The sequence below is a fragment of the Halomonas profundus genome (genome assembly GCF_020865425.1).
Classification (GTDB): Bacteria; Pseudomonadota; Gammaproteobacteria; order Pseudomonadales; family Halomonadaceae; genus Vreelandella; species Vreelandella titanicae.
Genome location: NZ_CP086344.1, coordinates 3,619,415 through 3,632,193 on the forward strand (window position 1 = coordinate 3,619,415; position 12,779 = coordinate 3,632,193).

Genomic DNA, 12,779 nt, shown 5'->3' on the forward strand with positions numbered 1-12,779 from the left:
CCTGTTCGTCAGGCCAGCGTTTTGCCTTGGGCTTCCTTCAGATTCCCCCTCGCGAGGGACACCCTTGCCGTCGGCTAGCACTTCCCCTTGCCGGGCGTGCAGGGGACTTTCACCCCCAAGTCATCCTGAGGCACCACCCTCAGGAACAGCGCCAGTCAAGGCGCTGCGCGCCATGCCTGGCGCACCACAAAAAAAGCGGCCATCGCTGGATAGCCGCTGCAGTACTGCGTTTATAACGGGAACCTAGCGTTTAGAAGGCGACGTTGAGACCTAACCAAACCCGGCGGCCATCTTCCACATAGCCGTACTCATCGTAGTCAATCGCTTCGTCGAACAGGTTGTAGATACCCGCGTTCAGTTGAGTCGATTCATTTAGCTGGTAGCCAATACCTGCATCTACAAAGGTGTAGGAAGGAGCCACAATGGCACTGCTCGAAGGGCCAGTAGTCGGTTGGCTCTCTTCGCCGCGGTAAGTGACTTTTGTCCATTGACTCAACTTGGCAGAGACTTGCCAATCTAACGAGGCGGATACCTGGTGCTTAGGCAGCTGTGTTAACGGCTCGCCTGCATACTCACCGCTTTTTTGCTCGCTATCGGTATAGGTGTAGCTGGCCGTTAACTCAACGGTATCGGTTAAAGGCGCAGCCACACTCGCCTCTACGCCCTGGGTCACCGCTTCATCAACGTTAACGCGATAAGTCGGGTCGCTGCCAAACTGGTTAGCGCCATCCGTACAGATATCGATGGGGCAAGCTATTCGGGTAATTTTATCGTCAAAGTCGTTATGGAATAGCGTGACGCTGCCGCTCAGGCCAGAGTCGTTGGCATAAAGCAGGGCCAGCTCTTTATTGAGCGAGGTCTCTGGCTCAAGGTCAGGATTACCGTAAATATTGCCACCACGACTGACCTGCCCCCAGTCGGGGGTGATCTCGCGCAGGTTGGGCGCTCGATAACCGGTTGAAACGCCGCCTTTCAACGTCCAGTCAGGCGTCATATTCCACACGCTATAAAGACGCGGGCTTAAATGACTACCGTAGTTGTCGTCATCATCAACACGTAAACCGCCGGTCAATGCCCAGGAATCGGTAAGCATCCATTCATCTTCAACAAAAATTGCCCATTGGCTATTCTCAATCTCACTACGATCAGAGTCAGGCAGTCTGTTCGTTGTACTATCTTCAAGCGACTCTTCCTCGTAGTTAGCGCCTAGCGTCACCATATGCATGCCTAGCGGAATGACCGCGCTGGTTTTGGCGGTAGTGTTGGTGATTTCAATATCCCGCGATTTATTTTCGCTGCGCTCACGTTGCAGGTAAGTTTCGCTGGTACCCCAATCGAAGCGGCCACTGTGGGTTAACGCAACGTGCTGATGGGTATAGTTGTTGTAGCTATCCTCACAACCACCGCGACAGCCCTCCGATGGCGCCGAGTTGCCCATCAGCGATTCGCGCTCCTGCTCCGTGATACCGGCCTCAAAAGTGAAGTCGTGGTTTTTTGATGCGGCAAGACTAAATCGAGCGGTGAGGCTTTGCAGGCTTTTATCTTCGTAGCCGTTAAGGATATTGTCTTCATCGCGCTGAGAGGCACGGCCATAGAGCTGGAGCCCTAAACGCTCCCCTACCAGCGGGCCACTCAGATAAAAATTGGCTTGGCGGCTATCGCCGGAGTCGCTGTCTTCCTGAAGCACGGTGTCGAGTTGCACATTACCGTGCCACTCCTGCGCAACCTTGCGGGTAATCACGTTAATGACCCCGCCGATGGCATCGGAGCCGTAGAGCGTCGACATTGGCCCACGCACTACTTCAATACGCTCAATAGCCTGTAACGGCGGCAGCCAGTCTTGCTCAAAACCTGCATCGCCATTAGGGCGAGACTCGCGGGAATTCTGCGGGCGCCCATCGACCAATATCAGGGTGTACTGGGAGGGCATGCCGCGAATAGAGATATCCTGGCCGTTATCCCCTCTCCCACCGCCGGTGACAATCACACCGGGCACATCGCGCAGCGCATCGGTAACACTCTGATAGTGGCCTTGTTCCAACTCTTCGCGGGAAACCACGCTGATAGACGCGGGGGCATTGGTAATCTGCTGTTCAAAACCTGACGCAGTTACCACCATATCGTCTAAGCGGGGCGCGTCTTGTGCCCAAAGAGCACTACTGGCAAGCGAAGAGATAGCGCTGGCCAGCAGCGTACGGCGCAAACAGGGAGACATAACTTCGTCCTTTATAGTGTGTGAGCAATGTGGGTAAGCATTTGCTCTATTAAATGCGAATTATTAGCATTAATATTTTTACACACTCTTTGCACACTGGGGTGAGACGGTACGTTCAGCATACCGGAACACAAATGCCTATTATTTTCATTCGCACCGAAAAATGGCACAATTAGCGCTCACCCTTTTCCGTGGGCCTGACCATGTATGACTTTGACGAACTTACCGCCTTTGCCGATGTGATGACCACGGGCAGTTTGACTCGCAGCGCTCAAAAGCTCGGATTAGCCAAATCGACCCTTAGCCGCCGTATCAGCCAGCTCGAAACCCGGCTTAACCAGCCACTGCTGCGCCGTCAGGCCAACCGCTTGATTCCTACCGAGGCGGGGTTACTGTTTCACAACTACTGCACCGAGCTTTTGGCAATGGCGGCTCATAGCCAGGAGGCGCTGGCAGAGCTGCGTGAGGAGATTAGCGGAGAAATTACCCTTGAAGTGCACGGTGCCCTGGCCCGCAGCTGGTTAGCCAGTGCCATTGATGCCTTCTTAAACCGCCACCCCAAGGTAGAGTTAACGCTACACACCAGGGAAACACCGCCCACTAAAATGCACAGCAATAGCGTGCATGTCTGGCTTGGGCCGACTCATGAGTGCGGGCTAAACCAGGAGCGCTTGGGGCATTTAACCCGCGGGCTTTATGCCAGCCCACACTATTTAGAGGCGGCTGGCACGCCTCAACACCCCGACGAACTGAACCAGCACGCCTGGATAGACCTGCTGGGCACGGCTTCTGACGGGCTACTGCTCACTCATCCAGAGCATGGCGAATACACCTTTAACCCGCCCCGTTCACGGCTGCGGGTAGATCTCACTACCCTGCATATAGATGCCATTGCGCGCAGCCAGGGTATCGGCTTGCTCTCACACTGGTTAACCGCAAAACGCGAACAGCATCATCCAGGCGAGCTGATTAACTGCCTGTCCGGCTGGGAGCCGGTGCCACTTCCTATCACACTGCTTTATGCTTACGGTCACCAGACCCGCCGTACCCACGCGCTGTTAGAGTTTTTACGCAGCCAGGTGCCCGCCCCGTGGCGCACGTCAGCCGCCGCCGTCTAGGTTAATTCGAGTGTTTGCCTTGCCAGTTAGCCCGCTTATTAACGACAATGGGCGGCTAACGATTGCCAAGGACAGCCAATGCTTGCCGAACTTTTTGCCGTCATGGCGCCCGTGCTGGCGGGTGCAGGGCTCGGCTACCTGTGGGTACGCCTAGGCCATCCCTACCCGGTCGACTTCATTACCCGGCTAGTGTTTAACATTGGCACACCCTCACTGGTATTAGCATCCCTGGCGGGTGCCGATATCGATGCCACCACCTTTGGCCAGACGATGCTGGCCGCCGCGCTGGTGATTATCACCATGGGGGCGGCGACCTTTGGCGTGGCAAAACTGCTGCGCCGCAGTTGGCGGGTACTGCTTGCGCCCATGATGTACCCCAACACCGGCAACATGGGCTTACCCGTGGTGCTTTACGCCTTTGGTAGTGCCGGGTTTGCCTACGGCATCACCGTGATGGTGACCGTCTCGCTTTTTCAGTTCACCCTAGGCGCTGTGCTTAATAGCCAAGGCAACCCGCTTAAAACCCTTGCCAAAACGCCTACGGTGTATGCCATTGCGATTTCCATGGCGCTACTGCTAACGGGCACTTCCCTGCCCCCCTGGCTGGCGAATACGGTGGACTTAATGTCGGGGTTCACGGTACCGCTCATGCTCATTACTCTGGGCGTATCGCTAGCCAGCATTCAGGTGAAGAACCTGCGTTCAGGGCTCGGATTTAGTCTGGTGCGCGTGCCCCTCGCTGCCGTGGTCGCCTGGTTGATTGCTGGCTGGGTGGGCCTTCCGCCACTGGCCCAAAGCATTTTAGTGGTGCAGATGTGCATGCCAGTGGCGGTCTTCAACTATCTCTTTGCTCAGCGCGCCCAGCGCGAACCCGTCTATGTAGCCAGTTTGGTCTTCTGCTCGACGTTGTTAGCGCTGTTTTACCTGCCCGTGCTACTCGCCCTGCTCATGTAATAGTGGAACCCACACGTGACTAAAAGGTCACTGCTAGACTACTGGCAAGGATGCCAATGATTAACGTCACCAGAGGGCACGCTATGCTTCACATGAACAACCATACCCAACGCCCACTGCCCCCTGGGGCTTGGGCAAGGATCAGTGGACTAGTGCTGGCGGGCGCTATTAACACGGCAAATGCGGAAATCGTCCAGGAATCGCTGGAAACCGACCATTTAAACCTTTCCATTGAGAGTATCGCCGATGGTTTTGAGCATCCTTGGGCGGTGACGTTTTTACCCGATGGCCGCTACTTGGTGAGCGAACGCAGCGGGCAACTGAAACTTGTCGATCCCGAAAGCGGTGAAGCCAGTACGTTGGAAGGCATGCCCGAAGTGAGTACTCAGGGCCAGGGCGGTTTGCTAGACATAGCGTTACATCCTGATTTTGAAGGCGGAAATAGCGAGGGTGATAACGATTGGATCTATTTCACCTGGAGCAAGCCCGAGGGCAATAACAGCCGTTCAGCATTATCGCGAATAAAATGGCACAATGGCCAGCTAGGAGAGGTCGAACACTTGTTTGAACAAGATCGCGCCTCTGGGCCGGGCCGCCATTACGGCTCGCGGTTGGCGTGGCTGCCCGACGGTACCCTGCTAATGAGTATTGGGGATCGCGGCAGTGAACCGCCCCGCGCCCAGGCAAGCGATGACCACGCGGGCTCTACCCTGCGTCTTACCGCTACTGGCGGCGTTCCCGATGACAACCCTTTCGTTGGTGATGACACCACCCTGGATGAAATTTACTCCATGGGTAATCGCAATATTCAAGGCATGGTCGTGCTCAGTAACGGCGAAGCCTGGGCGTCAGAGCATGGCCCCCGCACCGGCGACGAGCTGAATCATATCGAAGCGGGCAATAATTATGGCTGGCCAAAGGTCAGCCAGGGCAATGACTATGCAACCAACGAGCCGATTGGCGAAGATTCGCTCCCCGGCATGGTTGACCCAGTGTATGTATTTGAAGGCCGCTTCGCCCCCGCCGGGCTTGCCGAAGTGACTAGTGACGCCTTTGGTGAGTGGCAAGGCAACTTATTAGCCGGTGGGCTAGGTAGCGAGAGGCTGTTGCGCCTGCGCTTGGAAGAGGGCCGTGTCGCCGAGGAAGAGCTGATTTTACAAGGCGAAGTGGGTCGCATTCGCGATGTTCGCCAAGGCCCTGATGATGCCATTTACTTACTCACTGACGCCCCCCAGGGCGGCTTGTACCGCCTAGCGCCAACGAACCAGTAGCGCTTCATTCACTGGCTGATATTAAAACGTATTAAAACCACCATGGATGCCCCATGCGACTACGCAATTTGATTATTTTGACTGTGATTGTGCCGCTGTTTGTCATCCTGGTGGTTTTTAGCTTAGTGGCAATCAAGTCGCTCGAAGATAACGTACGCTCAAAGCTACAAACGGAAGTTGAGATTATTACCCGTACGCTGAGCTCGTCGCTCAGCTACGCGGTTACGCCAGATAGCAATACGCCGCTTGAAGAAGCGTTACAGTCGGCGTTCTCCTTCCATCGAATTTACGGTGCCTATGTATTCGATACCCAGGGTCGCGATATTTACGGGCTGGGCCTAGGCAAAGATATTTTCAGCCGTGAAGAGATTCAACAAATCATTGAGCGCGATGACTTATATAGCAACTATCGCCAACACGATGGATGGAATTACTACTCTGCATTGACACCCTTGCGCTCACAAGATGGCACTGTATATGGGGTACTGCAGGTTAATCGGCTAAATACCGGTATTGAGAACTACACGGGTTTTATCAGTATTGTGGCCGTGTTGGTGTTTGTGATTGGCGCCGCCGGAATCGTGTTTAGTATTTGGTGGGGGTTTCGCCGCCATATCGAGCGCCCGCTTAACCGGCTGCTGCACGTAATGCAGTTAGTAGAAAAAGGTGACCGCAGCCAACGCGCCACCGAAGACGGCCCTATCGAATATCGCCACCTTGCCTCCGGTTTGAATGGCATGCTGGATGCGATGGCCGAAAAAGACCAAGAGATCGAAAATCGCCAACGGCGCGAAATTGAGCTTGAAAAGCGCCTGCGCAAATCGAAAAAGCTGGCTGAACTGGGCGTACTGGCAGCCGGCGTTGCCCATGAGATAGGTGCGCCGTTAACGGTGATCAATGGCCAGGCCCAGCGTTTGGCTCGCCGCGATGTGATTGGCGATGACGAACGCGCACGACTAGGGCGTATTCGTGGCGAAGTCGAGCGCATCGTTGAAATTGTGCGCCAGTTGATGGAATTAGGCCGCCAACATAACGTAGAGAAAGGCGAACTGGCGCTTGATCAGCTTATTATGAATGCCAGCGATTTGGTTGAAGACGAGCTGGAGCCACGCAATATTCGTTTAGACATTGAATTACCGTCGCCGACACCCAACTTACTCGCCAACGGCCAACAAATTGTGCAGGTGCTGACCAATTTGCTGCGCAATGCAGCGCAAGCCCCCGAAGTGAACAGAATTCGAGTGCGCGCCCAGCAGCAAGAGCACGAATTAATACTGTGGGTGGAAGATGATGGCCCAGGGATACCCAGTGCCCATCATCACAAAGTGTTCGACCCATTTTTCACCACCAAACCGGTCGGTCAAGGCAGCGGTTTGGGACTCTCTATGGTACATCGCATTATTAACGACCACGGCGGTACGATCGGCGTGTTTGACAGCGCCCTTGGCGGCGCTGGATTTGAAATCACACTACCTATTAGTGAAACCGCATCCGCGTGAGGACAACGTTTGTGACCCAACAGGATCCCCTTTTACCTTTGTTGGTGGTTGAAGATGACGCCGCTATACGTGAGTTATTAGAAGAAGAACTGCAGGATGCAGGCTACACGACGCTCGGCGTACCTAGCGCTGAAGAGGCGATCGCCTTACTAAGCCACACCACCGTCTCACTGGTAATTACCGACGTGCGACTGCCGGGTATGACCGGCATTCAGCTACTCCAGCAGCTCCGCCAAGCAGGCAGTGAGCTGGGCATTATTGTGATTACCGCTTTCGGTACCATCGATCAGGCGGTTGAGGCACTTAAGCTAGGGGCTGACGACTTTTTAACCAAGCCGTTAGACCTTGATGCCATCCGCGATGCCGTATTTCGTGTGCTGGAACGCCAACGCCTGGCGGTTTTCCACGACACGGATATCAGCCATTTCCACGGCATTGTGGGTAAAAGCCAGGTCATGCAGACACTGTTTCATGACGCCTCCCGCCTTGCCAAAAGCGATGCCCCCATTTTGATCTTAGGGGAAAGCGGTACCGGCAAAGAGTTACTCGCCCGCGCCATTCACCAGGAAAGCCCTCGCAATGACCAACCCTTTGTGCCGGTTAACTGTGCGAGCATTCCCGCAGATTTGATGGAGAGTGAGTTCTTTGGTCATGTAAAAGGCGCCTTTACCGGGGCTAATGAGGCGCGCAAAGGGCTCTTTCAAAGCGCTCAGGGCGGCAGCCTGTTTTTAGATGAGATTGGTGAAATGCCCATCAATCTGCAGGCTAAACTACTGCGGGCCTTGCAGGAGAAAACCGTGCGCCCAGTGGGCGGCGAGCGCGAAGAGCCAGTAGATGTCCGCATCATCGCTGCGACTCACCGCAACCTGGAGAAGGAAATCGAGCAGGAGAATTTCCGCAGCGACTTGTTCTACCGTTTGGAAACGTTCTCGCTGCGCATTCCTCCGCTACGCGAGCGCGGTACCGATATTGAGCACCTTGTTTTTGCCCTTATCGACAAGCACTCCGAGGCCCAGGGCAAGCAGATCGAGCAAATCGAGCCAGAAGCGCTCAACAACCTGCTCAACTATGCCTATCCCGGTAACGTTCGCGAACTGGAAAACGCCATCATGCGGGCAGTTACCCTGAGCGAAGATGGCTCGCTCAGCCATAAAGATCTGCCCGAACGGCTGCGCGAACAATCAACGGTGGAAAGCGGTACCCCACTGGTGCCTACCGTCAGTGGCGAAGTGCTGGCAGGGAGCCAGGTGCCCTCGGCAACGCCAATCCGCTGGCCTAGCCTAGAAGAAGTTGAAAAGCGCTATATTAACAAGGTATTAGAAGCAACGGGTGGCAACAAGCGACGCACCGCAGAAGTGCTGGGCATTGCTCGTCGGACACTCTATCGTCGCCTGGAAGACAGTGAAGAGTAACTACCAGGATACTGATAAGGCGGGATGCGCTAGCTAGAAAACAGACAAAAAAACCCCCGCGGGCGCGGGGGCGGAAAGGATGGCAAATCGTGTGGAGCAGCCGCAGGGAACAAACAGCTGAGGCGATTTACCATCGTAGGGAGCGGTACACTTGCTAAAGACTAGTTACTGGTCGAATTTTCATCCTCTTCCTCAGCGCCAGGCATAGGTTCGGTTCCTTCACCAAAGCCAGGCTCGTCGTCAGGGTTCATAGTGCCCTCTGCGGGCTCGTCCATGGTGTCATCCGGCATGGACTCTTCTGACATAGGATCTTCTGACATCGTTTCTTCAGATTGCGTCATGCTGTTTTCTGCTGCTGGCTCTTCACTTAAGCCTGGATCCTGCTCCATCGCTGACTCTTCACTCATACCCGGTTCCGGCTGAGTGGTGGCATCCTGCTCTAATGGTGAAGGCTCTTCAGCAGGTGGCGCTGTTTCTTCGTTATCACCGCAACCAGCTAACACAATTACACTTGCCGCTGTCGCCATCATGCACAGCGTTAACCAGCGTGGGCGATTGGAAATTTGCTTGCTCTCAATGTGGTCGTGTTGCTTATCCATAATACCCACCTCCATTACTTACGCTGCTTGTTTCTAAACATTTCACTGGAAAAATCGACAGTCAGCTTTCCGTACACGTATACAAGTTATTCACAACACTCTACTTAAACTACAATCACTTTACGTGCCAAAAACATAAAAAACCAATATAAACAATTAATAATCAATGCCTTATAAAACATTAGCAATGCCATTATGTACTTATAGGCAGCCCGCGCGAGTGGGTAAAAAATGACACATGTAGCGTTAATTGCCCCGTTGAGCGAGCCGTTGTGACACACAGGCCCCACCTATGTATAATAATTTTTAATAAATTATCCGACTCAAGCTCTTATTTCTTTATGAATGGCGCAATAACGACACACGCCCATTCAGCTCAACAAAAAGGCATCGCCGATGGACGAGACACGACCCGTCAAAATTAAAGTGCGCGGATTAAGCAAAGTCTTTGGTAAGCACCCACAAAAAGCCATTGAGCTACGTGATCAAGGAATGAAGCGCCCCGAAATTCTGGAGAAATCCGGCCAGACGCTGGGGCTATCCAATATTTCGTTTGATGTCTATGAAGGCGAACTGCTGGTCATCATGGGACTCTCGGGGTCAGGCAAATCGACCTTGATCCGTTGTCTTAACCGTCTAATTGAGACCACCGAAGGTGAGATCATTATCGACGGCGAAAACATCCCGACGCTAAAAGAGAAAGCGTTACTGGAGTGCCGCCGCCGTCACTTCTCTATGGTATTTCAAAATTTCGCGCTATTTCCCCACCGCACTGTGCAGCAAAATGCCGAGTTCGGTTTGGAAATTCGCGGCGTAGAGAAAACAGAGCGCCATAAAATTGCCCATGATGCGCTTAAGCAAGTGGGCCTGGAGGGCTGGGAAGACGCCTACCCGAATCAACTTTCCGGCGGTATGCAGCAGCGCGTTGGCCTCGCCCGTGCTCTGGCAAACGATGCCACCGTACTGTTAATGGATGAAGCTTTCTCAGCACTTGACCCGCTAATTCGCAAAGACATGCAGCAAGAGCTTTTGCAGCTGCAATCCAAAATGCAAAAAACCACGGTCTTCATCACCCACGATCTGGATGAGGCGCTCAACATTGGCGACCGTATCGTGTTGCTGAAAGATGGCGAAGTGGTGCAGATCGGCACGCCGGAAGAGATTCTGACCAAGCCTGCGGATGACTACGTGCGTCGCTTTATCGAAGGCGTTGACCGGGCACGTATCTTGACCGCCGAGAGCGCCATGCGGCCACTGCGCTCCACCGCTCGGGAAAGCGATGGCCCACGCACGGCGCTACACCGCATGCGCGACCATGCTATCGACTCTATTTATGTGGTTGATCGCAACCGCCGCCTTATCGGGCTACTCGAGGCCGATGCCGCCAGCCGGGCCATTGAAGAGGGTGCCGATTCGATTATTCCCTACTTAACCCAGGATTTCCGCAAAGTCCCCATGGATGAGCCACTGCATAACCTGTTTGCCATGTTTAGTGAAAAGAGTTTCCCTATCGCCGTTATTGATAAGCAAGAGCAACTGCTAGGCGTGGTGGTTAAAGGCGCAGTACTCGACGAACTGGCACGAGCAGGAGAGCAATAATGGATATCCCACGCATCCCGCTAGGTGATTGGATTGAAGGCGGCCTGACTTGGTTGACCAGCGAATACTCTTTGGTTACCCGCGGCATCTCTCGTTTCACTCAAACCGGTATCGATGTTTTAAATGACGGCTTGATGTGGTTACCCGAGTGGGCGCTGCTTGGCTTGATCGCCCTGCTCTGCTGGAAGCTGGCGGGCACTCGCCTAGCCATAGGCGCTGCTGCGGGCTTGGCACTGATCTGGAACCTGGGGCTCTGGAACCCGATGATTGAAACGCTCACGCTGGTAGTGTTCGCTACCATGGTGGCAGTCGTCATCGCGTTACCTGTGGGTATTGCCGCGGCGCTGTCTAACCGGCTTTACCGGGTCATTATGCCAATTCTCGACTTTATGCAGACCATGCCAGCGTTCGTCTATTTGATCCCGGCTATTCCATTTTTCGGTATTGGCTCGGTGTCGGCGATTTTTGCCACGGTGATCTTCTCGATGCCTCCGGCCATTCGCTTTACCACCCTGGGTATTCGTCAAGTACCGGTGGAGCTGATTGAGGCCGCCGATGCCTACGGCGCTACCCGTGGTCAAAAGCTATTCAAAGTGCAGCTACCGCTGTCACTGCCCACAGTAATGGCAGGTATCAACCAAACGATAATGCTCGCTCTCTCCATGGTAGTGATCGCCGCCATGATTGGCGCAGATGGTTTGGGCAGCGAAGTGTGGCGCGCAATTCAACGCTTGCGCCCTGGCGACGGCTTTGAAGCAGGCATCGCGGTGGTCATCCTGGCCATGCTGCTTGACCGCCTGACGCAATCGCTTAGAAAAACCCGGCAATAGCGAAAACGCGCGATAGAGTAAAACAGCAGAAGCGGCTGCGTTGAGCCATTAGCTTGCTAAGTCGCTCTTTGCTTACCATGCTGTGTTTTGCAGCAACCGTGCTCGTTAAGCATCATGCACGTTAATAAACAGTACATTTATATTTTAATACACAAGGGAGAAAGTGAATGAAACATCGCACATTGAACCTCCGTATCCGTCTTGCTTCGCTGGCACTGCTAGCAGGTGCTGGTGTGACCGTCAGCAGCGCGGCGCAGGCTGAAGAAGAGAAAGGCATGGTTAACCTGGCCTACGTAGAGTGGTCTTCCGAAGTCGCTTCAACTAACGTGGTCGCTGCAGTACTTGAGCAAGCGGGCTATGACGTCGAGCTAACCTCACTCTCAGCGGCGGCTATGTTCCAGGCGCTCTCCACTGGCGATGCGGATGCCATCGTCGCTGCTTGGTTGCCAACCACTCACGCCGATTACATGGAACGCCTGGGCGATAGTATTGAAGACCTTGGCCCCAACCTGGACGGCACCAAACTGGGCCTTGTGGTTCCAGAGTATACTGACGTCGATTCGATTGCAGACCTTAACGATAACGCCGACAGCTTTAACGGCGAGATCATCGGTATTGACCCCGGTGCAGGTTTAATGAGCCTCACCGAAGAGGTTGTGGATACCTATGACCTTGAGCTGAATCTGCGTAGTGGCAGCGGTGCCACCATGACAGCGGCACTGTCGAGTGCAATTAATAACGAGGAAGATGTCGTTGTTACTGGCTGGACGCCCCACTGGATGTTTGCCCGCTTTGATCTCAAATATCTAGAAGACCCTGAAAACGTCTATGGCGGTGCAGAGCAGATTCACACCGCAGTTCGCCAAGGCCTGGAAGACGACATGCCAGAAGCCTATGCCATTCTCGACGCTTTCGAGTGGACGCCTGAGCAGATGGGCGAAGTCATGCTGATGAACCAGGAAGATGGCAGCGATCCCTATGAGAACGCGAAGCAGTGGGTTGAAGATAACCAAGACGTAGTCACAGAGTGGCTCGATAGCTAAACGAGCCAAGCAGTTACGGTAGCAGGGGGCGGGTGGCCCTCTGTTGTCGTTTTAAGAACTGTTTTAAGCCCTGCTATTAAGTACTGTTTAAGCGCCAAGGTTCACATTACGTTGAATACTCTCATAATAGATTTGCTACTGTGAGCACCTAAGCGCGCACCATGCAATGTGGGTTGATGACCACATTTTGGTTTCTGTTCACCCTTTTGATCGACACTTCTTGATCGAAATAGAGAGGT

At 53.9% G+C, this 12,779-nt stretch carries 10 protein-coding genes; 8 read left to right on the top strand and 2 right to left on the bottom strand.

The window, feature by feature from the left end:
* Positions 1 to 250: 250 nt before the first annotated feature.
* Positions 251 to 2,215, bottom strand: a complete 1,965-nt coding sequence (locus LMS44_RS16545; RefSeq protein WP_022522402.1) for a ligand-gated channel protein — start codon at positions 2,213 to 2,215, stop codon at positions 251 to 253.
* 203 nt (positions 2,216 to 2,418) lie between these two features.
* On the opposite strand from LMS44_RS16545, the gene LMS44_RS16550 reads away from it, so the two are divergent.
* From LMS44_RS16550 to LMS44_RS16570, 5 genes are all read left to right on the top strand, one after another.
* Positions 2,419 to 3,333 carry a LysR family transcriptional regulator gene (locus tag LMS44_RS16550; protein ID WP_022522401.1) on the top strand — a complete coding sequence of 305 codons (915 nt, stop codon included), beginning with the start codon at positions 2,419 to 2,421 and terminating at the stop codon, positions 3,331 to 3,333.
* 78 nt (positions 3,334 to 3,411) lie between these two features.
* Entirely contained in the window at positions 3,412 to 4,287 is an 876-nt protein-coding gene (locus LMS44_RS16555; RefSeq protein ID WP_138801624.1) for an AEC family transporter, read from the top strand.
* 92 nt (positions 4,288 to 4,379) lie between these two features.
* On the top strand, positions 4,380 to 5,558 hold the full coding sequence (locus tag LMS44_RS16560) for a PQQ-dependent sugar dehydrogenase (protein ID WP_414727632.1): 1,179 nt from the start codon (positions 4,380 to 4,382) through the stop codon (positions 5,556 to 5,558).
* 53 nt (positions 5,559 to 5,611) lie between these two features.
* The gene (locus LMS44_RS16565) at positions 5,612 to 7,057 is read left to right on the top strand and encodes an ATP-binding protein (RefSeq protein ID WP_022522398.1); all 1,446 of its coding nucleotides are present in this window, start codon (positions 5,612 to 5,614) and stop codon (positions 7,055 to 7,057) included.
* Positions 7,058 to 7,068: 11 nt separating this feature from the next.
* Positions 7,069 to 8,469, top strand: coding sequence for a sigma-54-dependent transcriptional regulator (locus LMS44_RS16570; RefSeq protein ID WP_027958616.1), 1,401 nt, complete (start codon positions 7,069 to 7,071; stop codon positions 8,467 to 8,469).
* Positions 8,470 to 8,630: 161 nt separating this feature from the next.
* Here LMS44_RS16570 and LMS44_RS16575 read toward each other — a convergent pair whose 3' ends face one another.
* Positions 8,631 to 9,068 (bottom strand): hypothetical protein, encoded by a 438-nt coding sequence (locus LMS44_RS16575; RefSeq protein ID WP_035538192.1) that lies wholly within the window; start codon positions 9,066 to 9,068, stop codon positions 8,631 to 8,633.
* Positions 9,069 to 9,464: 396 nt separating this feature from the next.
* Between LMS44_RS16575 and LMS44_RS16580 the strand changes: the two genes are divergently transcribed.
* The 3 genes from LMS44_RS16580 to LMS44_RS16590 all read left to right on the top strand — a co-directional run bounded on the left by LMS44_RS16580 (position 9,465) and on the right by LMS44_RS16590 (position 12,540).
* Positions 9,465 to 10,667 (top strand): quaternary amine ABC transporter ATP-binding protein, encoded by a 1,203-nt coding sequence (locus tag LMS44_RS16580; RefSeq protein WP_009288359.1) that lies wholly within the window; start codon positions 9,465 to 9,467, stop codon positions 10,665 to 10,667.
* Positions 10,667 to 11,497 carry an ABC transporter permease gene (locus LMS44_RS16585; RefSeq protein ID WP_009288360.1) on the top strand — a complete coding sequence of 277 codons (831 nt, stop codon included), beginning with the start codon at positions 10,667 to 10,669 and terminating at the stop codon, positions 11,495 to 11,497. Before LMS44_RS16580 ends, LMS44_RS16585 begins: the two co-directional genes overlap by 1 nt.
* A gap of 167 nt (positions 11,498 to 11,664) precedes the next feature.
* Positions 11,665 to 12,540 (top strand): glycine betaine ABC transporter substrate-binding protein, encoded by an 876-nt coding sequence (locus LMS44_RS16590; RefSeq protein WP_022522395.1) that lies wholly within the window; start codon positions 11,665 to 11,667, stop codon positions 12,538 to 12,540.
* The last annotated feature ends 239 nt before the right edge of the window (positions 12,541 to 12,779 follow it).

Bases quoted from the DNA above. Each gene is read 5' to 3' on its own strand.
- LMS44_RS16545 (WP_022522402.1), bottom strand. From the start codon at position 2,215: ATGTCTCCCTGTTTGCGCCGTACGCTGCTGGCCAGCGCTATCTCTTCG.
- LMS44_RS16550 (WP_022522401.1), top strand. From the start codon at position 2,419: ATGTATGACTTTGACGAACTTACCGCCTTTGCCGATGTGATGACCACG.
- LMS44_RS16555 (WP_138801624.1), top strand. From the start codon at position 3,412: ATGCTTGCCGAACTTTTTGCCGTCATGGCGCCCGTGCTGGCGGGTGCA.
- LMS44_RS16560 (WP_414727632.1), top strand. From the start codon at position 4,380: ATGAACAACCATACCCAACGCCCACTGCCCCCTGGGGCTTGGGCAAGG.
- LMS44_RS16565 (WP_022522398.1), top strand. From the start codon at position 5,612: ATGCGACTACGCAATTTGATTATTTTGACTGTGATTGTGCCGCTGTTT.
- LMS44_RS16575 (WP_035538192.1), bottom strand. From the start codon at position 9,068: ATGGATAAGCAACACGACCACATTGAGAGCAAGCAAATTTCCAATCGC.
- LMS44_RS16580 (WP_009288359.1), top strand. From the start codon at position 9,465: ATGGACGAGACACGACCCGTCAAAATTAAAGTGCGCGGATTAAGCAAA.
- LMS44_RS16585 (WP_009288360.1), top strand. From the start codon at position 10,667: ATGGATATCCCACGCATCCCGCTAGGTGATTGGATTGAAGGCGGCCTG.
- LMS44_RS16590 (WP_022522395.1), top strand. From the start codon at position 11,665: ATGAAACATCGCACATTGAACCTCCGTATCCGTCTTGCTTCGCTGGCA.